This window comes from Tuberibacillus sp. Marseille-P3662 (assembly GCF_900178005.1).
Taxonomy (GTDB): domain Bacteria; phylum Bacillota; class Bacilli; order Bacillales; family Sporolactobacillaceae; genus Marseille-P3662.
Map to the genome: position 1 here is coordinate 1,296,293 of NZ_FXBS01000006.1, position 23,066 is coordinate 1,319,358.

At 43.8% G+C, this 23,066-nt stretch carries 26 protein-coding genes; all 26 read right to left on the reverse strand.

What is annotated here, in order from left to right:
• Window position 1: 1 nt before the first annotated feature.
• Window positions 2–202 (reverse strand): GNAT family protein, encoded by a 201-nt coding sequence (locus B9Y89_RS19625; RefSeq protein ID WP_369596736.1) that lies wholly within the window; start codon window positions 200–202, stop codon window positions 2–4.
• A gap of 293 nt (window positions 203–495) precedes the next feature.
• A complete protein-coding gene (locus tag B9Y89_RS15200; protein WP_254901264.1) occupies window positions 496–840 on the reverse strand; it encodes a GNAT family N-acetyltransferase in 345 nt (114 codons plus the stop codon).
• Between the two features lie 6 nt (window positions 841–846).
• Entirely contained in the window at window positions 847–1,500 is a 654-nt protein-coding gene (gene pyrE / locus B9Y89_RS15205; RefSeq protein ID WP_085524046.1) for an orotate phosphoribosyltransferase, read from the reverse strand.
• On the reverse strand, window positions 1,484–2,209 hold the full coding sequence (gene pyrF, locus B9Y89_RS15210; protein WP_085524047.1) for an orotidine-5'-phosphate decarboxylase: 726 nt from the start codon (window positions 2,207–2,209) through the stop codon (window positions 1,484–1,486). The genes pyrE and pyrF overlap by 17 nt, the downstream gene beginning before the upstream one ends.
• Window positions 2,194–3,114, reverse strand: coding sequence for a dihydroorotate dehydrogenase (locus tag B9Y89_RS15215; RefSeq protein WP_085524048.1), 921 nt, complete (start codon window positions 3,112–3,114; stop codon window positions 2,194–2,196). Before B9Y89_RS15215 ends, pyrF begins: the two co-directional genes overlap by 16 nt.
• Window positions 3,108–3,884, reverse strand: coding sequence for a dihydroorotate dehydrogenase electron transfer subunit (locus B9Y89_RS15220; protein ID WP_085524049.1), 777 nt, complete (start codon window positions 3,882–3,884; stop codon window positions 3,108–3,110). Before B9Y89_RS15220 ends, B9Y89_RS15215 begins: the two co-directional genes overlap by 7 nt.
• A complete protein-coding gene (carB, locus tag B9Y89_RS15225) occupies window positions 3,881–7,093 on the reverse strand; it encodes a carbamoyl-phosphate synthase large subunit (RefSeq protein ID WP_085524050.1) in 3,213 nt (1,070 codons plus the stop codon). The genes B9Y89_RS15220 and carB overlap by 4 nt, the downstream gene beginning before the upstream one ends.
• Complete coding sequence (locus B9Y89_RS15230; RefSeq protein WP_085524051.1) at window positions 7,086–8,180, reverse strand: carbamoyl phosphate synthase small subunit; 1,095 nt, start codon at window positions 8,178–8,180, stop codon at window positions 7,086–7,088. The genes carB and B9Y89_RS15230 overlap by 8 nt, the downstream gene beginning before the upstream one ends.
• Window positions 8,177–9,460 carry a dihydroorotase gene (locus B9Y89_RS15235; RefSeq protein WP_085524760.1) on the reverse strand — a complete coding sequence of 428 codons (1,284 nt, stop codon included), beginning with the start codon at window positions 9,458–9,460 and terminating at the stop codon, window positions 8,177–8,179. The genes B9Y89_RS15230 and B9Y89_RS15235 overlap by 4 nt, the downstream gene beginning before the upstream one ends.
• Window positions 9,426–10,352 carry an aspartate carbamoyltransferase catalytic subunit gene (locus tag B9Y89_RS15240; protein ID WP_085524052.1) on the reverse strand — a complete coding sequence of 309 codons (927 nt, stop codon included), beginning with the start codon at window positions 10,350–10,352 and terminating at the stop codon, window positions 9,426–9,428. The genes B9Y89_RS15235 and B9Y89_RS15240 overlap by 35 nt, the downstream gene beginning before the upstream one ends.
• Window positions 10,353–10,533: 181 nt before the next feature.
• Complete coding sequence (pyrR, locus tag B9Y89_RS15245) at window positions 10,534–11,073, reverse strand: bifunctional pyr operon transcriptional regulator/uracil phosphoribosyltransferase PyrR (protein WP_085524053.1); 540 nt, start codon at window positions 11,071–11,073, stop codon at window positions 10,534–10,536.
• A 184-nt stretch (window positions 11,074–11,257) separates the two neighbouring features.
• Window positions 11,258–12,175, reverse strand: a complete 918-nt coding sequence (locus tag B9Y89_RS15250; protein WP_085524054.1) for an RluA family pseudouridine synthase — start codon at window positions 12,173–12,175, stop codon at window positions 11,258–11,260.
• Window positions 12,162–12,635 (reverse strand): signal peptidase II, encoded by a 474-nt coding sequence (gene lspA / locus B9Y89_RS15255; protein ID WP_085524055.1) that lies wholly within the window; start codon window positions 12,633–12,635, stop codon window positions 12,162–12,164. The genes B9Y89_RS15250 and lspA overlap by 14 nt, the downstream gene beginning before the upstream one ends.
• Window positions 12,636–12,742: 107 nt before the next feature.
• The gene (locus tag B9Y89_RS15260) at window positions 12,743–13,435 is read right to left on the reverse strand and encodes a TraR/DksA C4-type zinc finger protein (protein ID WP_085524056.1); all 693 of its coding nucleotides are present in this window, start codon (window positions 13,433–13,435) and stop codon (window positions 12,743–12,745) included.
• A gap of 156 nt (window positions 13,436–13,591) precedes the next feature.
• Complete coding sequence (locus B9Y89_RS15265) at window positions 13,592–14,101, reverse strand: DivIVA domain-containing protein (protein ID WP_085524057.1); 510 nt, start codon at window positions 14,099–14,101, stop codon at window positions 13,592–13,594.
• Between the two features lie 78 nt (window positions 14,102–14,179).
• Window positions 14,180–14,959 (reverse strand): YlmH family RNA-binding protein, encoded by a 780-nt coding sequence (locus B9Y89_RS15270; protein ID WP_085524058.1) that lies wholly within the window; start codon window positions 14,957–14,959, stop codon window positions 14,180–14,182.
• A gap of 4 nt (window positions 14,960–14,963) precedes the next feature.
• Window positions 14,964–15,239, reverse strand: coding sequence for a YggT family protein (locus B9Y89_RS15275; RefSeq protein ID WP_085524059.1), 276 nt, complete (start codon window positions 15,237–15,239; stop codon window positions 14,964–14,966).
• Between the two features lie 20 nt (window positions 15,240–15,259).
• Window positions 15,260–15,679, reverse strand: a complete 420-nt coding sequence (locus B9Y89_RS15280; RefSeq protein WP_085524060.1) for a cell division protein SepF — start codon at window positions 15,677–15,679, stop codon at window positions 15,260–15,262.
• Between the two features lie 12 nt (window positions 15,680–15,691).
• Window positions 15,692–16,378: a YggS family pyridoxal phosphate-dependent enzyme gene (locus tag B9Y89_RS15285; protein WP_085524061.1), complete on the reverse strand. Its 687-nt coding sequence runs from the start codon at window positions 16,376–16,378 to the stop codon at window positions 15,692–15,694.
• A 2-nt stretch (window positions 16,379–16,380) separates the two neighbouring features.
• Window positions 16,381–17,199, reverse strand: a complete 819-nt coding sequence (gene pgeF / locus B9Y89_RS15290; RefSeq protein ID WP_085524062.1) for a peptidoglycan editing factor PgeF — start codon at window positions 17,197–17,199, stop codon at window positions 16,381–16,383.
• A gap of 90 nt (window positions 17,200–17,289) precedes the next feature.
• A complete protein-coding gene (locus B9Y89_RS15295) occupies window positions 17,290–17,565 on the reverse strand; it encodes a YlmC/YmxH family sporulation protein (RefSeq protein ID WP_085524761.1) in 276 nt (91 codons plus the stop codon).
• A 174-nt stretch (window positions 17,566–17,739) separates the two neighbouring features.
• A complete protein-coding gene (gene sigG, locus B9Y89_RS15300) occupies window positions 17,740–18,519 on the reverse strand; it encodes an RNA polymerase sporulation sigma factor SigG (RefSeq protein ID WP_085524063.1) in 780 nt (259 codons plus the stop codon).
• 84 nt (window positions 18,520–18,603) lie between these two features.
• The gene (gene sigE / locus B9Y89_RS15305) at window positions 18,604–19,308 is read right to left on the reverse strand and encodes an RNA polymerase sporulation sigma factor SigE (protein ID WP_085524762.1); all 705 of its coding nucleotides are present in this window, start codon (window positions 19,306–19,308) and stop codon (window positions 18,604–18,606) included.
• A 36-nt stretch (window positions 19,309–19,344) separates the two neighbouring features.
• Window positions 19,345–20,262 carry a sigma-E processing peptidase SpoIIGA gene (gene spoIIGA / locus B9Y89_RS15310; RefSeq protein ID WP_085524064.1) on the reverse strand — a complete coding sequence of 306 codons (918 nt, stop codon included), beginning with the start codon at window positions 20,260–20,262 and terminating at the stop codon, window positions 19,345–19,347.
• A 263-nt stretch (window positions 20,263–20,525) separates the two neighbouring features.
• Window positions 20,526–21,671: a cell division protein FtsZ gene (gene ftsZ, locus B9Y89_RS15315; protein ID WP_085524065.1), complete on the reverse strand. Its 1,146-nt coding sequence runs from the start codon at window positions 21,669–21,671 to the stop codon at window positions 20,526–20,528.
• Between the two features lie 39 nt (window positions 21,672–21,710).
• Window positions 21,711–23,006 (reverse strand): cell division protein FtsA, encoded by a 1,296-nt coding sequence (gene ftsA, locus B9Y89_RS15320; protein ID WP_085524066.1) that lies wholly within the window; start codon window positions 23,004–23,006, stop codon window positions 21,711–21,713.
• Between the last annotated feature and the right edge of the window lie 60 nt (window positions 23,007–23,066).

The window sequence follows — 23,066 nt, forward strand, 5'->3', positions numbered from 1 at the left end:
GTCATATATATCCCCTTGTATTTTGACAATAAGATCTCTGCAATAACACATTTATGACTTCTAGCCTACCTGTTGTATTAATCCAGTAAAGATTTGTTTCCAGTACAAGTTTTAAATAACCCACCCGTTTGGTCTTTTCTTCTAACTTCGCAAGCATGATTTTTGCAGAACCTTTTCTTCTGAAGTCCTTTGCCACAGACATTCCATATTAAAATGCCTTGATGATAACCAACAAAGAGGATGTTTTCTCTTCCCATGTAAGTTTTATGGATAGGATACAAGTCAGGATTCAATGTATCATCAATAAACCCAAAATGTTACTTTAGTCCTTTTAGTATAACTGTTGGGCTTCCCTTTCATTTTCTAGGTTAACCTCGGTAATTTTTAACCGGGAATCCTGTACTTTATTCATCTAATCTCACCTTCCTAAGAATGAAAATTACCAAAAGTAGGTTTTAAGTTATTTTGCTAACCCCTCCTATTAGTTCATGACACTTATTTCGACCAAGTATAATACACAAATTTTAACCTCTGCCCAGACATTTCGAACACCTCATTACTGGTAGCTATCAGTTTAAATCCGTTTTTCTCTAAGACTATTTGGGACGCTTTGTTATTATTAATCGTCTTCGCTTTAATTCTGTCTATGCTCTTCTCGCTTGCAGCCTCTAATAACAATCTTAGTGCTTGACTAGCAATGCCTTTCCCAATGTATCTTTTTCCCACTCTATACCCGACATAACCAAGAGTTTGAGTTTCGTCAATATCGACTAAATGCATTCTCCCAAGTATAGAACCTTCTTTATTTCGAGCGACATCTACACATGATGCCGCCCACACAAATTTTTATTTGGCTAACCCTTCTATCATCCAGTCTTCATTCTCCGGATAGTCATGCCAGCGTCCCAATAATGCACTTTGCTTATCATCAATATACCCTTCGGCTCCCGCAACAGACAATAAGGTTTGAAAATCGCTTAGGGTATAAACTTCAATACCAGCGTCTTTAAATTGCTTTTTGGATTGCTGCAATTGATACGTGAATATCGCTGCGACACCAACCACGTCCACGCCAGCCTCCTTAAGCGCCTTAACAGCTGATAACACACTGCCGCCGGTTGAGATCAAATCTTCAATAACAACAGCTTTTTGCCCCAGTTGTATCTTGCCTTCGATTTGTTGTTGTTTGCCGTGCGATTTCGCTGATCCGCGAACATAGACCATGGGTAGGTTGAGTGCGTCACTGACCCACGCAGCGTGCGGAATACCCGCCGTTGCAGTGCCGGCAATGACATCAACATCTCCAAATCTCTGTCCGATTAGCTCGACAAACGAATGAGCGATGGTCTTACGGATATCCGGATAAGCTAAAGTCAAACGATTGTCACAATAAATCGGCGCTCTTAGACCTGATGACCATGTGAAGGGATCATCGGGACGAAGGATAACGGCTTGAATATCCAATAGATGTTTCGCAATCTGTTCAGCTGCTTGTTTCATGTTCTTGCCTCCATTCGGTTAATACGCGTTGATATGCTTGATTCGGGTTCTGCGCTTTTGCAATCGAACGGCCGACGACGATGTAGTCACTGCCTAGCTCTTTCGCTCGACTCGGCGTGGCAATTCGCTTTTGATCATTCGCTGCATCTTCAGAAAAACGAATCCCGGGAGTGACGGTAATAAAATCTTGATGGACAGATGATTTGATGCGTTCAGCTTCCCATGGTGAACAAACAACACCATCACAACCGCTCTTCGCTGCTAATTGTCCATAAGAAACAATCACATCATCCATAGAATGATTAATCAATAGCTCTTGCTGCAATGTTGCTTCGTCAGTGCTGGTTAACTGAGTGACCGCAAGACACATTGGGTGCCTTTTCCCAGTAGGCGTTCCTGCTTTTAATCCAGCAATGGCTTGTGCCATCATTGCCTTGCCACCGGCAGCGTGAACGTTGACCATATCAACGCCGAGTCGAGCCAAGCCCTTCATGGTTTTATAAACAGTTGTTGGAATGTCGTGCAATTTAAGATCGAGAAAAATTTGATGTCCCTGCTGTTTTAACGTTTTGACTAAGCCAGGACCTTCCTGATAAAAAAGCTCCATGCCGATTTTTAAAAATATGGTCCGATCATCAAATGATCTTAGTAATTCTTCGCCTTCTGCTTGGCTCGCAACGTCTAAAGCTACAATCACGGGGTTATGCATGGCCGCCAGCTCCTTCCCGTCAAATCACTGATATGATTCACATTCATGGATGCCAACCGTTGTGGTAGTTCTTCAATGATTTTTGGACATATGAATGGATCAGTGAAGTTCGCGGTGCCAACCGCTACAGCACTAGCACCGGCCAAAAAAAATTCAATGACATCATCAACCGACTGAATCCCACCCATGCCAATAATCGGGATCGTTACCGCTTGACTAACGTCGTGAACCATACGGATCGCAACCGGTTTGACGGCCGGTCCACTCAAACCACCGGATCCATGGGCGATGATTGGCTTTTGTGTTGTCGTATTAATGCGCATGCCCATGAGAGTATTGATCATTGATAGCCCATCTGCACCTGCATGTTCAACAGCCTGGGCCATGGTCACCATATCGGCAACGTTTGGTGATAGTTTCACGTAAACCGGAACCTCAGAAACCTCTTTGACTGCTTTTGTTAACTCAGCAGCAATGGCAGGATCCTGGCCGAATGAGATCCCGCCTTCTTTTACATTCGGGCAGGAGATATTAAGCTCAAGCGCTGAGACATGAGGGGACTGTGATATTTGTTCAGCAACATACAAATAATCATCCGTCGTCGAGCCAGCAATGTTGGCTAGAATCGGTGTATCATAGTTTGCTAATCTTGATATCTCCCGTTCAATAATCTGCTCCACGCCTGGATTCTGTAAACCAATCGCATTCAACATGCCTGAAGGCGTCTCCGCAACCCGTGGTGTCGGATTACCAAAACGAAGTTCACGGGTCGCTGCTTTAATTGCGATCGCACCGAGGTTATTCAAATCATACATACCAGCGAACTCATCACCAAAAGCGAAACACCCCGATGCCGGCATGACAGGATTTTTCATCCTAAGACCTGGCAATTGGACATCTAGCATGACAGCTCCACCTCTCCGACTTGGAATACAGGACCATCTGTACATACTTTTTTATAATCGCTCGCACTTCCAGGTACACCGCATACGCAGGCGTAACAGGCACCGAGAGCACACCCCATCCGGGTTTCCAATGAAATGTAAACCGGACAGGCCTCCTGATAGGCTTGCATCGCTTGCAGCATCGGTACCGGTCCACACGCATAAATCACGTCCGCTGACAGACCCCGCTGATTGATGACATCCGTCACAAAACCTTGAGTTCCTGCTGAGCCGTCTACTGTCGCAACAAAAGTTTCACCCATGTTACAAAACTTGTTGTCATAAAAAACGGCTTTTTTATCAGCAAAACCGAGAACATGAATGGGCTTAACGCCTCTTGCCCTTAACTGTTTTGACAAGTAGTACAGGGGTGGGACACCGACGCCGCCACCAACAAGCAACGCGGTTGAATCGGCTCCTAACTCAGACAAAGGGAATCCCTGACCAAGCGGAGCTAATAAATTCACCGTTTCACCTGATTTGCGTTCCGATAAGTGGCGTGTACCTTCACCCTCCAGCCGGTAAATAAGTGTCAATTGCCTCATGTTAGAATCATAATCACAAATACTCAGCGGCCGACGAAGGACATTAGCTGAACCCGTTTGCACATGGACGAATTGGCCCGGCTCAGGATCAAACATTGGCCCGTCACTTGGAAGCGTCAGTGTCATTTCTAAAATGTGATCAGCAATCAACCGCTGCTCATTGATTGTAGCGTCTATCGTCATCATACAAGCTTCACCACTCGATCAGTCAGTCCGTCCGGCATAGGTTCAGTTGTCAACGCCATAGACTCTAGGACGCCGAGCAATGCTTCACCGGTATCCAATGATGTCAGACAAACAACGCCGTTCTCCACGGCCTTCCGGCGGATTTTAAAGCCATCACGTGCGGGTTGTTTACCATGCGTCAGTGTATTAATAATGAATTGCGCCCGGCCTTGGCGTATGACATCAAGGATCGTGTCTTGACCATCCTGCACCTTATCAACTTCTGTTACATGAATACCTTGTTTACGGATAACATTGGCCGTTCCATGCGTCGCCAGAATGTCGTAACCAATCGCCGCAAACCGATGGACAAGTGGAATCACCTCTTCCTTGTCCTGATCAGCGATCGTGAATAAAACGGACCCATGATCTGGAATCGCCATTCCACTTGCCAGAAGGCCTTTATATAAAGCTTTTTCCAGCGTTTGGTCCTTCCCCATGACTTCCCCAGTCGATTTCATTTCCGGCCCTAAGGTAATGTCGACATTGCTTAATTTGGCAAAGGAGAACACCGGAACCTTAACGAACACACCATCAGATTCAGGATGCAGCCCCGAGCTATATCCCAATTGTTCAAGTGACTCTCCTAAAATCGCTTTTGTCGCCAGATTCGCCATCGGGACGCCGGTAATTTTACTTAAAAACGGCACCGTTCGGCTTGATCTTGGATTGACCTCAAGGACGAAGATTTGTTGTTCGTGAATGACATACTGGATATTAAGTAGCCCAACAATCTGCAGTCCTCTTGCAATACTCGTCGTCGTTTCGGTAATGCGACGTTTCATAACTTCAGAGAGCTTTTGCGGCGGATACACCGCAATCGAGTCACCGGAATGGACACCTGCCCGCTCGATGTGCTCCATAATGCCAGGGATGTACACATTGCTGCCATCACTGATGGCGTCAACTTCAATCTCCGTTCCTGTCAGATAACGATCGATGAGGACGGGATGATGGGGACTGACTTTGATTGCCGTCTCCATGTAATGCTTGAGCTCACCAACACTATTCACAATCTCCATCGCCCGACCACCAAGGACATAAGATGGACGAACGAGAACAGGATAACCAATACGAGCAGCTATTGTATAAGCTTCTTCTGATGTGAACGCGGTTTGTCCCTTCGGTTGGGCAATATTAAGATGATTCATTAAGCTTTCGAACTTATCACGATCTTCCGCGGTATCCATCGCTTCGAGTGATGTCCCCAATATCTTCACACCCCGGGCGCTCAACTCATCAGCGAGATTAATCGCGGTTTGTCCCCCGAATTGGACGACAACCCCTTCCGGCTGCTCAAGATCGACAACATGCATCACGTCTTCAACCGTTAGAGGGTCGACATATAATTTGTCGGCAACGCTGAAATCCGTTGACACGGTTTCTGGATTATTATTCATCATAATGGCTTCATAACCGGCTTCCCTAATCGCCCAAACAGCATGGACAGTGGCGTAATCAAATTCTATCCCTTGGCCGATCCGGATCGGACCGGCTCCTAACACGAGAATACGCTTTTGTTCTGTTGGCTCAGATTCATTTTCCTGCTCATAGGTTCCGTAAAAGTAAGGTGTTTCCGAAGCAAATTCAGCCGCACACGTATCAACCATTTTATAAACCGGCCGAATTGCGTGCTTCATTCTAAATGAGTAGATATAAGTTTCCTGGGTCTCCCATAACTCAGCAATAAAGGCATCCGAAAACCCAATTCGTTTTGCTTCAAGAAGGACACCGGGATCAAAAACAGACTGTTTTAACCGTTCTTCAAACGTAACAATATGTCTGACTTTGTCTAAAAAGAACGGGTCAATCCCTGTCAAATGCCATAGGCTCTCAAGTGAGTACTGGCGGCGGAACGCCTCAGCGAGATAAAAAATCCGGCGATCATCTTGTGCAATCATTTCTTTTTCAATTGTTGCATTAGACCAATTCTGACAGTCCGCATAACGCAAATGCATGTAACCCGCTTCTAATGAACGAATCGCCTTTAACAACGATTCTTCAAAGGTACGCCCGATAGCCAGCACTTCACCGGTCGCTTTCATCTGCGTCCCTAATGTGCGGTTGGCGGCTGCAAATTTGTCAAAGGGCCAACGCGGCATCTTCGTTACGACATAGTCAATGGATGGTTCAAAGCTGGCGTAGGTTGTTCCCGTGATCGCATTGGGAATTTCATCAAGCTGGTAACCAACTGCAATTTTTGCAGCCACTTTTGCAATCGGGTAGCCCGTTGCTTTTGACGCTAAGGCTGATGATCGACTCACACGCGGGTTGACTTCAATGATGTAATATTGATCGCTATCCGGTGATAGAGCCAACTGGACATTACAGCCTCCTTCAATTTGTAGCGCCCGGGCAATTTTTAATGAGACATGACGCAGCTTTTGTAAATCACGATCACTTAACGTTTGGGTTGGGGCGGTTACAATGGAATCTCCGGTATGGATGCCAACCGGATCAAGATTTTCCATGGGACAAACAGCAATAGCGCCATCATTCCCGTCCCGCATGACTTCAAATTCAATTTCTTTGTAGCCGACAATACTTTTTTCCAATAAAATCTGGTGAACAGGGCTTTGTTTGAGCCCTTGGTCAGCAATCGTTTCGAGTTCATCCGGCGTTGTGACGATCCCACCGCCGCTGCCACCCATGGTATAAGCAGGGCGGACAATCAGCGGCAAACCCGTCTTATCAGCAAACAAACGTGCTTCCGCCATGTTATTGATAATCTGGCTTTCAGGCACGGGTTCATCTAATTCATACATCAGTGAACGAAACGCTTCTCTATCCTCCGCTTGTCGGATCGTTTCTAGATTGGTACCGAGAAATATGACATCATATTCAGTTAACACTCCGGCATCGTCAAGTTCATTGGCAAGGTTAAGTCCGGTTTGCCCCCCTAAAGTGGCCAGTAAGCCATCAGGCCGTTCTTTACGAATAATATCTGTCACCGATGCTAACGTTAGGGGTTCAATATAGACGCGATCAGCCATTTCTGTATCCGTCATAATTGTTGCCGGGTTAGAATTCACTAGAATCACTTCATAGCCTTCTTCTTGAAGAGCGGTACAAGCTTGAGTTCCGGAATAATCAAACTCAGCAGCTTGTCCAATTGTAATCGGACCAGACCCAATCACGAGAATCTTATGAATCGCAGTATTTTTAGGCATATTGAACTCCTCTCTTTGGCTGGCGTTGTAGTGTCGTTAGGAATCGGTCAAACCATTCCGTGAAATCGTCCGGTCCCGGTGCTGCTTCTGGATGGAACTGAACGCTAGCTGCTGGCAGCGTTTGATGCACGAGTCCTTCAACCGTCCCATCATTCACTGCCTTATGTGACACCTCAAATCCTGTCCCGTGCAATGAATCAGGATCAACCGTATAACCGTGATTTTGTGAGGTCATATAAAACTTGCCTGATTGCAAATCCTTTACCGGATGGTTGGCTCCTCTATGGCCAAACGTCATCTTTATCGTATCGGCACCCGCTGCCAAGGCCATGATTTGATGGCCGAGACAGATACCGAAAACAGGGAGCTGCTCCATCAATTCTCGGACAGCAGCAATGGCTTCAGGAACGTCTTTGGGATCTCCTGGACCATTGCTTAAGAAAACACCATCAGGTTGGTACTCTAAAACCTCAGCCGCTGGTGTATTATAAGGAACGACAAGGACATCCATCTCCCGCTGTTGACAGGCTCGCAGGATCCCTTTCTTCATACCAAAGTCGTACAGAACAATACGCGGTCCAGAGCCTGGACTGGTGTACATTGTCGGTGTGGATACTCGCTTCACTTGACCGGTAGGGAGCTGATACGTCTTTAAGTCCGCCACAACTTGATCAACCGCTACATCCCCATCACAAAGGCGTCCTTTTAATGTCCCATGGCTTCGGATTTTACGCGTCAATTGCCGGGTGTCAATCCCTGAAATACCTGGGATATCTTTAGCAACTAGTAAGTCGTGTAGGGACTGCTCACTGCGCCAGTGACTAGGTGCATTAGCCGCTTCTTTCACCACTAAACCCGCTATCGCAGGGTGAAGTGATTCAAAATCGTCACGATGAAGACCATAATTACCGATAAGCGGGTAAGTCATGGCAACAATTTGACCGGAATACGATGGATCCGACAAAATTTCTTGATACCCAGTCATCCCTGTATTAAAAACAACTTCACCATCACAAATAGACTCAGCCCCAAGTGACTGTCCAACAAAAACGGAACCATCTTCTAATACAAGTTGCCGCTGCGTCATACAATTAGCCTCCTTTGTTCATAAACCGCCCGGCCTGCTTTAAGGGTCATGACGGGTAGTCCATGACACGACCAACCCATGAACGGTGTGTTTTGACCTTTGGAAACCTGTTCATGAGGTTGAATCACCTGTTCTTGAGATAAGTCAATGAATGTCACATCAGCTGGACCGCCTTCCATTAAGATCCCACCATTCACTCCGAATATCTGGGCAGGAATATGCGCTAACCGTTCAAGCAACTGCTCTAAGGTCAATACTCCTCTTTGCACAAGATGACTGTATAGTAGAGAAAAGGCTGTTTCTAAGCCGACAATACCGAACGGCGCTTTTTCCATCCCTTGTGCTTTCTCTTCAGCGGCATGTGGGGCATGATCCGTCGCGATCATATCAATGGTGCCATCAAGCAAACCTTCAATGAGTGCTTCGCGATCAGCTACACTTCTAAGCGGTGGATTCATTTTAAAATTAGGATCCAAATCCGGAATATCATTTTCTGTCAATAACAGATGGTGCGGTGTCACTTCGGCCGTCACCCGAATTCCAGCACGTTTTGCATCGCGAATCACCCGGACCGTTTCTTTCGTGCTCACGTGACAGACATGATAGTGAACGCCTGCTGCTTCTGCTAACAAGACGTCGCGAGCCACCTGTGTCGCTTCACAAACGTTCGGTATCCCTCGTAATCCATGTTCACGGGCAAACCACCCATCATGGACACAGCCATCGTTGATTAACGAATTCTCCTCACAGTGCGCGACGACCGGCATATCTAAATTAGCTGCCCGCTGCATGGCCTCAAGCATCATACTTGCCGATTGCACACCGACACCATCATCGGTAAACGCAAAAGCCCCTGCTTCCTTCAAACTCCGGAAATCACTTAACGTATGCCCAGATAAGCCTTGTGTAATTGAAGCATACGGCAAGACATCCACAACCGCTTGACGTTGAATCGTATGGTGTAATTGCACCATGGTTTCATCGTTATCGGGAACTGGGTTCGTGTTTGGCATCGCGCAAACGGTTGTGAATCCCCCTTTAGCTGCGGCCTTTGTGCCCGTCCGGATCGTTTCTTTGTGTTCACCACCTGGTTCGCGCAGATGAACGTGTACGTCAACAAATCCCGGTGTCACCAATAGTCCTTCGGCATCAATCACATCTTGCCCATCTTTTGGTATATGATCAGATATCCTCCGGATGATACCTCCTTCAATGAACACATCTTTTTGCTCGATACAGCCGTTGCTATAGACTTGACCCGACTTTAATAAAAGCCCCATCATTCATCTCCTCCTTAAGTTGACCAATGGCCCATTCAATAACGGCCATTCTTACAGGAACGCCGTTATGGATTTGTGAGAAAATCCGCGAATTATTCGACTCAATCAAGCGACTGTCAAGCTCAACACCGCGGTTGACAGGTGCCGGATGCATAATAATAGCACCGGGCTTCATCGCTTCAGCTCTTGTCATGGTTAAACCAAATTGCTCATGATAATCTTCAGACGTTAAATCCATGATGCCTTGATGACGCTCATGCTGGATCCGTAACATATAAACAACATCAGCCTGAGCCATCGCTTCGTCCACCGGTACATATCTTCCAGGAAGCCTGTCATTATACCATTCTGCTGGGCCACTTAAAATGACATCGGCACCCAGTCGATGCAATGTTTCCGCATTCGATTTCGCCACTCGGCTATGGCGCAAATCACCAATGATCGCCACTTTTAAACCTTGAAACACAATAAATGATTCCTGTATCGTTAATAAATCTAATAATGTTTGGGTGGGGTGATCGCCACACCCGTCACCGGCATTGATCATCGGAATAGAAAGCCGACCCTGAAGATCTTGGTAATACTCATTCTGTGTGTGTCTAATCACGACCGCATCAATCCCCGTTGCCTCTAATGTTCGGATTGTGTCATATAGACTTTCCCCTTTTTGAATACTTGAGGTGATTTCATCCACATTTAAGGGATGGAAACCCAAACGTTTCTCAGCCACCTCAAAACTCGTGCGCGTTCGAGTGCTTGGCTCAAAAAACAGATTAGCGATGACACCATTATGCTTCATTGATTCACCCGCTTGTTTGATCTTGCGCGCCCCATCCAGAATGGTTTCAATATCTTCTGTCCTAAGATCAGCCAATCGAACTAAGTCAGCCATCGAATTTCTCCCCCTGTCTCCTGAACATTTTTGTTTCATAAAAAAACCCCCTTCATCCTGTTAGGACAAAGAGGGTGTAGGTTCATGAAGATCGACGCAGGTCTTCTTATAGGCCTACGTCCATCTTAAACCTCCCTTTGTCAGCCTCACAGGACTGCCCTTAAAAGGGACTCATATATGATTATTGTTGTGAATGGATACTGACTTCATCTCGACCTTCGACTTCCTGAACCTTAACGGATACAATTTCCGCATTCGATGTTGGCACGTTCTTACCGATGAAATCTGGCCTAATCGGTAATTCTCGATGACCACGGTCAATCAGGACGGCCAGTTGAATGGATGCTGGCCGTCCCAAGTCCATAATGGCATCCATTCCGGCACGTGCGGTTCTTCCGGTGTAAAGGACATCATCCACTAAAATAACGTGTTTGCCATGGATATCAGCAGGAATATCAGTTGCTCGAATTTCTGGTTGATGATCCGCGGTCTTCTCACTTAAATCATCGCGATACAATGTAATATCAATATCGCCACTGAGCACCGATTGCGTTTCGATTTGTTCAATTTTTTCCGCAAGCCTTGTTGCAATATGAACGCCGCGAGTTTTAATGCCTACTAAAATAACATGATCAATACCCTTGTTTTTTTCGATAACCTCATGCGCCAACCGGGTTAACGCCCGACGAATCGCTGGCTCGTCAAGAATGATTTTTTCCAATTCACTCACCTGTCCTTTATCACAAAAAAACTCCCGCTGCGAGCGAGAGAAAGCGTTTATGGTTACAAGAGCGATGATATCCATCGCTGCCGAACAATTCGCTTCCTTCTCAGCCTCACAGGACTGACGTTAAAGGGAGACATTCATTTGTTACCAATCATTATTGCAAACGTTAGTAACCTTGTCAATACGTATTTTCACGAGCTTGCCCTATAGCTTGATACATATCCTCTGGTAAAGGAGCTTGATATTGCACGAACGCTTTTGTTCCCGGATGGATAAAACCGAGTTCTGAAGCATGCAAGGCTTGCCCATCAATAGCTAGCGTCTTTCTAGGACCATATTTCGGATCACCCGCGACCGGATGGCCAATGTAATCCATATGAACGCGAATTTGGTGCGTCCGGCCGGTTTCTAACCGGCATTGAACAAACGTGAAATGGGAATATCGCTCCAAGACAGTAAAATGAGTGACAGCCGCTTTACTGTTCTTTGGGGTTACTGCCATTTTTTTGCGATTCTTGGGATGGCGCCCAATTGGAGCGTTAATGGCTGCCTGATCACGCTCAAGAACGCCGTGAACAATCGCTTGATAGGCACGATAAACCGATTTTGCTTTTATTTGTTCTGCCAAGGCAGCATGCGCTTTATCATTTTTGGCAACGACAAGTAAACCTGATGTCTCCTTATCAATCCGATGAACAATACCCGGTCGCATCATACCATTGATCCCCGACAGTTCATGACAATAAGCCAAAAGTGCGTTAACAAGGGTACCCTTTGTGTGCCCCGGAGCAGGATGAACAACCATTCCCCGCGGCTTATTAACCACTAAAACATCCTCATCTTCATCAATGATATCCAAAGGAATCGTCTCAGGTTCAATTGTTGGAGCTTCTTGATCCGGGAGCTTCATTTCAATTGAGTCACGACTTTGTATTTTATAATTCGATTTCACGGGATGCTGATTGACTTGTACTTGACCGTTTTTTATCAAGTCTTGAATGTGCGTTCGCGATTGATCCTCAAGTTGTTCTTGTAAAAATTTATCAATCCGTTGTCCCGATGCATTTTCATCAACGGCAAGCTCAATTTGACTCATGTTGACGTTTCTCCTTTTTGGCATCTAAATATGTATAAACCAATAACAAGATGGCTCCCACCACGAGGGACGAATCCGCTAAATTAAAGATTGGATAGCTATATGAACCCAAATAAACATCAATGAAATCCACAACAGCACCGCGAAAAATTCGATCGATAAAGTTGCCAAGGGTGCCTCCTAGAATTAAAGCAAGAGCCACGCCAAGTAAGGGATGATAACGACCTACAGTATGTATATAATAGATCACCACAAACGCTACAATGATCGTGATAATATAAAAAAACCACATTTGACCTTCTAAAATATTCCATGCTGCGCCTGTGTTTCGTGAAGAGGTCCAATATAAAAAGTCACGTATGACCGGAAGGCTTTGCCCGATGTCCATTGTTGCTGCGACAATGTATTTCGTCAGTTGATCCAACCCCAAGATGATCAATGTTATTAAATAGTAAATCAATCGTCAATTCTCCCCCATTTTACGTTATATAATTGACATTGTAGCACAGTTATACCCGGCATGCGAGTAGATAAGATGGGTTTCCACCCAGGAAACCCTCTTATTTTTTACAAGTCATCTTCATTTTCTGTTGTTTCATCAACGATTTGCTCATTCATCAATTCATCATATTGAATGTTACGCAAAAATTCGACATGATCAGTGCCCCTATAGCCATTCATATCCGTAGCGCCAATTGCTTCGACTAATTGGACATAACCTAAGCCGTCCTGGTTATCAATATTTGATGATCCATCATAAGTCATACCTAATTCATTATAAGCAGCCACTAAGTCATATGCATTTTGCTCATTAAATTCAGTTTCTTCACTGTTAGTAGCATAGTCAGCCTCAATTTCACTTAACACATCTTCTTCAATAGGCCTTTGCTCTCCATAAACATGGTGCGGCTTTGATTTAGCAATCGTTCGAGCTGTTGGCAACGCCTCAAGCCGCTCCAAGGGTATGGGTTGACCTGTTTCTTCATCCAAGCCATACGTTCCATTTACAAATTTATTTAAAGCAGTATTAATATTATTTAATTCCTCTTTTTCCATATTTCTTAAAACCATATCTTTTTGACGTTCATATAAGGCCGTTCCGCTGTCAGCAGGATGGTTATCATATTGTGACAATTCGCCTGAGGCATGACCTGCAGCGAATGGTTCGTAAAGACCAAACTCGTTATTAACATCCACTTGCTTTTCAATATCCTGTTTGCGCTGAATCAACGCTTGCTTTAATTTTTGGTACTGGTCCATCTTCTTCAACCCTCCTCAAGTCTTTTATATCGTTTGAGGAAACGAAGAGAATTAGACTGCTTAACATTTGTTAAAGTATCAGAACATTTCCTTGTATAGATAAAAAATGCATTTGTCAGTAGTATGACAAATGCACCGATGCTTTATATGTATCGATTATTCGGAATCAGCAGTTTGATATTCCTCTGGAATTTGATCTTCAAGCACCTTGTTAAGATCATCCCAGTCATCCTTATTTAGCATCTCCAACTGCGCTTCGACAAGTGTTTTGAAACGCGTCCGAAAAACATTGGCTTGCTTTTTCATCTCATCCATGTCGATTGCGATTTTTCTTGATTTTTCCAATGATTCATTAATAATGCGATCCGCATTTTTCTCGGCTTCTTTGACAATGAGACGCCCTTCTTTTTGCGCATTCTGCTTCACTTCTTCAGCGGTTTCCTGAGCCACTAGAATGGATTTATTAAGCGTTGACTCAATATCAGAAAAATGTCCCAGCTTCTCTTCTAATTCTGAGACTTTACTTTCAAGCTCCTTCTTTTCACGAATCATCGCTTCATAGTCCTTAATGACTTGGTCCAGAAAATCATTAACTTCATCTTCATCATAGCCACGAAACGATTTTGTAAATGCTTTATTATGAATATCTAACGGTGTTAATGGCATCAATGCCACCTCCAATAAACAATCTACTTGCTAATACCATTCGACAGTTTTAGTGGTATTTCCTGCCGTTCCTCAGATTTATTTCAAAAGTTCGTATGAAATTGGCAGCCGTCCTTTTCTCGTTGGCTCTCCTACTCGGGATAAATGACTGCGGCCAACCTTTCTTAGGGACACGTAATCGCCGGCACGTAACATATAGGCAGGCTTGTCCACAATCCGCCAGTTCACTTTCACCCGCTGTTGTTGAATCGCTTGAGACACTTTACCTCTTGGTAAGTTATAAATCTCCGCTAAAACGACATCTAAACGAAGCGATGAGACAGTTCCTGACTGTTCTTGCCAATGGTGTTGAGGTACAATAGCCTCACCCCAAGCTGTAGGCTCACAAGAAACGGTATGTTGACCGATTTGTTTCAAATTGAGACGAATAAATTCGGCAATCTCAGCAGCTGCGACAAATTGAATACGGCCATCAGCAAACAATAAATCCCCGAATTTCTCACGGCGCAACCCCAGTCCCATCAACGAACCCAAAAGTTCACGATGTGTAATGGTCGCAAATCGATGCGGATAATTCAATTCAAATAAGCAAAGCTTGTACTCATCCGGTTCCACTGTGACATAAGGAGGCAAAAACAAGGCCCGTTGGCGCTCAGCTTTGTTAATGCCACCTGACATGTCAATAGTCAGTTCGGAATGGCTCCCGATGACACTCCTAATAATATTTTGCTCCCTTGGATCAAGAAAATCCGTTAATTTGGGATGATATTGATCCAACACCGTTGTCTGCCATTCTAACACTTGATCGATAAATGGCCGTTCTTCCGGCCGAAAATGTTGGTATATAGACGATCCCATAGGCCTACATGACGCCCACAAGAGAATTATATATCGCCCAAATGCCTTCTTGAGCAAAAATCAAGACGAACATGGCAACAATCGGGGAAATATCAATCATACCCAAAGGTGGAATAAACCGACGGAATATTTGTAGATAAGGCTCGGTCATACGCCCGATCACTTCATAAAAACGCGTCGATTGCAATGGTGGAATCCATGAACCTAGAACGTATATAATCACAATCCAAGAATAAATCTGTATAGCTAATGCAAGAAAATGGAACAATTCGTATAACATAACGTCACCTCTTCAAAGTCTTAATATGTGACTTTCTTTGAAACATCGGCGATCACCCCGTCAACATCAATGTTGTTTGGAGCACATAATATCGTATCACCGCTAATCCGTTGCATATGACCTTCAATTACATAGATCGTCCCACCGAGAAAGTCAATGATGCGTTTGGATTCATCAGCAGAAATGCGTCCAAAATTCACAACAACCGCTGTCCGCTTTTTTAAATGATCCGCGATCTGTTGAACATCATCATAACCATCAGGTTCAACGATCATAACTTTAGCCTGCTGTTGCTTCACACTGGCTAAATTAACAACATTATCGGTAGATGAGCTTGCGGCATGCGCATCAGCTTCATTTCCCGTATAACCATCCTGCGCGTCAAGTTCCTCCTCATCTTCCAAATAAAAAAAGCGCTTAAATGTGGATTTCAACCCCATAACTTTGTCTCCTTAACCTTCATTTCCAACTAAAGCACTCCCTATCCTTATGTATGTTGCTCCTTCCTCAACAGCAATCTGATAATCGTTTGACATCCCCATTGATAATTCCGTACATGGTGCATGTTCATAACCCGCATCAGCCATCGCTGTTTGTAATACCTTCAATCGCCGGAATAGATCACGAAGATATTCTTCGTCATGGGTATAAGGGGCCATCGTCATTAAGCCGACGACTTTGACATTTGTATATGGCGTTAGTGATTCAAGGAATGCTTGTACGTCTTTTGGCGGCAACCCGTGCTTAGAAGCTTCACCAGACATATTGACTTGAACAAAACAGTTCACTGCCTGCTCCGCTCGCTTATGAATTTCCTTAGCTAACGACAGACGATCAAGCGAATGAATATAGTGGACCGTAGGAATAACATCTTTGACTTTTCGTGATTGCAACGTGCCGATAAAATGCCAAGAGACCGTGTCATGATTATCAGTCAAGCCTTCTTGCTTAGCATGAAGACCTGGAGCTCGATTTTCACCTATATGCGATACACCGGCACGAATCGCTTCCCGGGTCCGTTCTACACCCACATATTTCGTCACACCTATGAGATGAATGTCAGCAGGATTCCTGCCTACCTTAGCACAGGACTTCCTTATATGCGTTTGTATAACTTCTAAATTATCTTTAACCGTCAATCTCATTCACCACCGACAATCCCGATATAACTTAACATACGGCCTGTATGTCCGTTTTCCTTTCTATGTGAATACAATAAATCAGTATGACAACTTGTGCAAACTTTAGAAACACGAATCTGTTCAGATGGGACCCCATATTTCTCCAAAATCATTCGGTTCAATGCTTGAAGACTCATCTGATATTTACCTGCTTGATTCGATTGATAAACTCTTTCAGGAGAAAGACCATCGATAGCCTGCACCGCTGAAATAACACGATCGTCCACTTCATAACAGCACGATTGAATGGATGGACCAATGACAGCGTGAATGTCCTTAGGATGGATCCCTAACTTTGAGTTAAATCCATTGATGATTTGACCAGCAATTTCGGACGTCGTCCCGCGCCATCCAGCATGAGCCAAGCCAACAATGGTATCATCTTTGTGATAAAAATAGAGCGGGACACAGTCGGCAAAACATGCTGTTAACAAAATGCCCGTATGATTTGTATACATGCCATCCGTCCCTTGAATGGCTGTTTCAATGGAACGAGCACCTCGCCCTACATCTTCCGCGCCAACGTTAACCACATGATTACCATGAACCTGTTCGGCGCCAATCCATGTCTCCAGAGGTATATGCAGCCATTCAGCAAATTTCTGGCGATTCACAATAACATCCTGACCATCATCACCAACGTGAAACCCCATATTCAAATGTTGAAAAGGTGCGCGGCTCACGCCATTTTCCCTGTGGCTCATTCCCATTATAATGGCCTTATCGCCTTGAACAGGAATACGCTCATGTTCTACAGCAAATGGGCCAACCTCTCGCATCGAACTCCTCCTCACATAACACGCTTTAACCTACCAGAATTGATTTCTGTTCCTATTTTACCACATATTGCGCCCACTTTGGACCAATTTTCATTGTTGATAATTGAGTGATTCAAAGTTCCCCTGTTCGCTCTCGTTAAATCGAACTAAAATCACATCATCACCGATACGTACAATATTGCGCCAAGGAATCACAACCTCACTCTCTCTTCCAAATAGCCCCATCATCTTTCCCGCACCAGGAATGATGAGACTCTCAATTTTTCCTGTTGTCATATTGACATCCAAGTCACCGATGTGGCCAAGTAATTTACCATTCTCGACGTTAACCACTTCTTTAGATTGGAATTCCGATATCCGCGCCATATCCACCCGCCTGCCTTTCATAAAATGAATGCACCTATCAGTTGAACAATTACGTCACACTTCACATCTCTTACTTCTAGATATATGGGCATACGTCCTAAAAATGAACCTCTTTCTTCTTTTCCATAAGAAAAGCGCTCGTCCCAAAGACGAGCGCTTTTCTTGAGAATGCTGTTATGGATTAATGTTTTTATTCATCTCATTGATTGCCGTTTTTTCCAAGCGTGAAACTTGAGCTTGAGATATCCCTATTTCATCAGCCACTTCCATTTGTGTTTTTCCTTGAAAGAAACGCATGGACAAAATATTTTTTTCGCGTCCATTCAGCCGTGTCATAGCCTCTCTTAATGCAATTTCTTCAATCCATTGGATGTCTTGATTTTTTTCGTCACTTAATTGATCCATAACATAAATGGGATCACCACCGTCGTTATAGATCGGTTCAAATAATGAAACCGGATCTTGGATGGCGTCTAAGGCAAAGACAATATCTTCGACAGGAACGTCCATGTGTTGAGCGATCTCAGCGGCTGTCGGTTCTTTTGATTGCTCGGAAATGAGCTTTTCCTTCATTTGCAGCGCTTTGTACGCAATATCTCGCAACGAACGTGACACACGGATTGGATTATTATCGCGTAAATAACGCCTAATTTCACCTATAATCATAGGTACAGCATAAGTAGAAAATTTAACATTCTGGCTTAAGTCAAAATTATCAATGGATTTCATTAGACCGATGCATCCGACTTGGAACAAATCATCGACGTATTCACCGCGGTTGTTAAATCTTTGAATGACACTTAATACAAGCCGCAAATTTCCACTGACAAGCTGTTCTCTGGCTGTCTCATCACCTTCTTGCATCTGTACGAATAATTCGCGCATTTGTTGGTTTTTTAAAACCGGTAGTGTGGCTGTATCCACACCACATATTTCAACCTTATTTCGTGCCATTTGATTCCCTCCTTATCGGAGCTTGGGTACATGGTAAAGTATCTCCTTTAGAGGGAAATTTATGCACTTATAAGGGGGATCGATTTACACCATTTTATTAAATTCCTTCGTCAGCCTTTTGATGATGCGCTTTTCCAACCTTGAAATATAAGATTGTGAAATGCCGAGATGATCAGCGACATCCTTCTGAGTTTTTTCATTGCCACCCGCCAACCCAAAACGCAGCTCCATAATTTCCTTTTCACGATCATTTAACATATAGATGGCCTTTTTCAATAGTTTTTTATCAACTTTTCGTTCCATGTCACGGGTGATAATATCTTCTTCTGTCCCAAGGACATCGGATAAAAGCAATTCATTGCCATCCCAATCGACATTCAACGGTTCATCAAACGAGACTTCAGATTTGGTTTTGTTGTTCCGGCGTAAATACATCAAGATTTCATTTTCAATACATCTGGACGCGTAGGTCGCCAATTTAATTTTCTTTTCTGGATTGAAAGTATTCACCGCCTTAATCAACCCAATCGTTCCAATACTAATAAGATCCTCAATATTAATTTTTGTATTTTCAAATTTTCTGGCGATGTAGACTACCAGCCGTAAGTTGCGTTCAATTAAGATTGAACGTGCTTCCTCATCACCTTCAGGAAGCCTTTGTAACATTTCCGCTTCTTCCTCTTTGGACAAGGGTGGCGGCAGTGCTTCACTTCCGCCTATGTAATATATTTCTTGCGATTTAATACCCAGTTTCGAAAGCAACTTATACCACGTTTTCATACCAAGCATCTTCAATCGTCTAAGCAATGTCCTTCCCCCTTGTTTTTATGATGCGGTTCCAACATTTTTACCTGTCTGAAGTAGATCAGGATGCAGAATACAATTAAATTCATGGTCGCCTGCTAAATCATGGCCGCTTAAGCCGACCAAAACTTTTTTCACTTTAAGGTGTCTACCATCCATATCAATCATAACGCGTTCCGGTTTTAAAGCGAGCACAAAATTTTGTCCGCCATCAACACCCCGGTATGGCACAATCGTCAGATATTTCCCCCATGTTTTCGCCAATTCTGTGTGTTCCATGATTTCAAGCGGAGACGTTTGGAAAAATGATTCAGGCAATGAATCACCACAAGCTTCATGACTCACAAACATTACTGGCGTTTGATGCACGGGGTGATACAAGCGATTTCCAGTATCGATCATACCTTTGGCTGTTAACGTCACATCATTAACGGTAATTTCCACATCAGCCAGTTGACTTTGATCAAATTTCCGGATAACGGCATGATCCATCCGTTTTTTTGAAAACCACCAAAGAATAGGGAAGCCGCAGATAATGAACAACCAGCTAAACGGATCCCCAAAACTGTAAGTACTGAAATGCAACCAATTGGCATAAGATTGATTAGAAAATAAGAAAAATCTTAAACCATATAAACCACCGCCAATGGCAAACGTAACAAAGTAAAACATGAAAAAACTTTGCACAAAAAGACCAAATCGTCGGTAACCGAACACAATGAAAACAATGATCGCTGAATACACGCTTTTCCCCACTGGATGATAAAAAAGTGGTGATAATGGGGTAAAAAGTAATAAAATAATCAATGATGCAAACAATGTGCCGATAACCAACCGCCAAACAGCGACGGATCGTTTTAATATCAATGCTGTAAGCTGCAGAATCATAAAGTCGATAAGGACGTTAAGTAACCAAACGACATCCAAGTAAACTGTCATATTGTTCACCGCCGCTTGTTTTAACACCTAGTATAAAAGCTTATCCGTGTAAAGTCTGTCAATCAATGACGAACATGCTTAAGTTATTTTGCAAGATATTGAAACCTTTTGTCATTAAATCATATGAGACAGGCTGCAAAATATGACACGATTCTTTATTAGGATCATCACACCGCCTTGCTAAAGTAATAAAGTTACCTGCCACTTTCCGAAGATACTAAAAAACCCGCAAGCCAAAAGGCTTGCGGGTAAAAAAACGTGTGTTATGATCTTCTGCGATTCCGGTTTCTTAAAAACGCTGGAATATCAAGCGTGTCTTCAGAATCTTGGTTCGAGGCAGGCTGCTGAGGCTGCGATCGGTGAGATTCTTGTTCCTCACGGTTCGGTTTTTGTGTTGAGTTCGAGTTGTTCATTCGTACATTTTGCCTTTGCTGAGGAGCTGGTTCTTGACGATCTTGTTCATCAAATCCTGTTGCAATGACGGTCACAACAATTTCATCATTAAGATCTTCCTCAATGACCGATCCGAAGATCATGTTGACTTCTTCATCAGCTGCTGTTGCAACAATATCAGCCGCTTCATTCACTTCAAATAGACTGAGATTGGTGCCACCAGTGATATTCATCAGTACACCTTTTGCGCCATCAATCGATTTTTCAAGCAACGGACTCGAAATGGCTTTCTTGGCAGCTTCGGATGCACGATTTTCACCCGTTGCAAAACCGATAGCCATCAAAGCAGATCCGCCTTCTGTCATAATTGTTTTGACGTCAGCAAAGTCAAGGTTGATCAATCCAGGGACAGCAATGAGATCGGAAATACCTTGAACACCTTGACGTAGAACATTGTCAGCTTCACGGAAAGCCTCAAGCATTGGTGTGTTTTTGTCAACAATTTCAAGCAAGCGATCATTTGGAATCACAATGAGCGTATCGACTTTTTCTTTTAGATGACTAATTCCGCTGACAGCATGCGTTGAGCGTTTACGGCCTTCAAATGTGAAAGGACGAGTAACAACGCCGACGGTCAATGCCCCAACATCTTTGGCAATTTCCGCGATAACAGGGGCTGCTCCAGTACCGGTACCGCCACCCATACCGGCGGTTACAAACACCATATCGGATCCTTGTAATAATTCTTCAATTTGGTCTCGGCTTTCCTCTGCCGCTTTTTTCCCGATTTCGGGGTTAGCTCCAGCACCTAACCCCCGGGTTAATTTCTCACCTAGTTGTAGTTTGACATCAGCGTGTGATAGTTTCAAAGCTTGGGCATCAGTGTTCACACAGATAAATTCAACACCTTGAATGCCAGATTCAATCATCCGGTTTACTGCATTACTTCCGCCGCCGCCAACGCCAATGACTTTTATCTGAGCAAGCTGTTCCATTTCCATATTATAATCCATCATGACATGTTCCTCCCTATATGATTTGCCTTGGCGTGTTTGTTACTCAAAGAAAAGACCGAACCAGTCTTTAACTTTATTTTTCATACTCTTGTCGTCCTTCGGCTTTTCATCTTTTGGTTCTTTGGTAGATTTTGTTTTTGGTTTTGTCTTTGCTTTTGTCTCTTGGTGATCTCCTGCTACCGCGGCAGCAACCTCTTTACCTTGAATCTTAACATTATGAAAGGCAAATTGGATTAACCCAATTGACGTTGTATACTGAGGTTCGCGCACGCCAATATAATCGGGAATAGACATCCTAACGTTGTAGCCCAGTTCATATTGTGCTAATTCCAAAACACCTGGCATGGCTGTTGTTCCACCGGTTAAAATATAGCCGCCCGGTAATTCACTAAAGCCGATTTTCTGAATCTCATTATTAATCATTTCAAAGATTTCGGCCATCCGGGGTTCAATAATATAGGCCATATCTTTTTGACTATAGGTATCCGCCTTGGAACTTCCAATTTTCGGTGCATCAAACGTTTCGTCATTTGATGCATCATCGATAAATGCATGTCCATGATTCAATTTAATCTTTTCAGCTTCTTCTGTCGGTGTTCGCATTCCGATGGAAATGTCTTTGGTAATATGATTGCCGCCGACAGGCAGAACAAATGTTGAAGCTAAGATCCCTTGGTCAAAAAGCGAAACACTTGTTGAACCGCCGCCGATATCAATCACAGCGACACCTAGGTTCTTTTCGTCTCTAGATAAGGCCACGGATCCGAGCGCCAAAGATTGTAAACAAATATCAGCAATTTGTAATCCAGCTTTTTCCACACACCGTAATAAGTTATGTAAAATTGTTTTTGATCCTGTTATAATGGTGCCTTCTACTTCCAGTCGAACCCCGACCATCCCGCGTGGATCGTTGATTTCATCCAGTCCGTCAACGACAAATTGCTGAGGAATGACATCAATAATTTCCCGCTCTGGAGGAATAGGAATGACTTGAGCAGCATCTAAAACTCGGGCAATATCTTCATCATCAATTTCGCGATTATCACTAGATACCGCCACAACACCATGACAAGGTTGAAGTTCAACATGGTTACCCGTCACACCGACGATAACGCTGTTAATCTCTAAGCCTATCATTCTTTCAGCTTGTTCCTTTGCCTGCCCAATGGATCGAACCGTTTCATCAATATCAACAATCGAGCCTTTTTTAATCCCAGTTGATTCGGCCTTGCCGATGCCAATAATGTTAAAAGCATCGCCATTCATTTCACCAATAACCACTTTAACATGAGTGGTTCCTATATCTAAACTAACATATATGTTTTCACTGTTCACTCGTGCGGCACCTCCCTTACAGGCCCAATTCTCTGTCTGTATTCAAAACGACTTAGATAT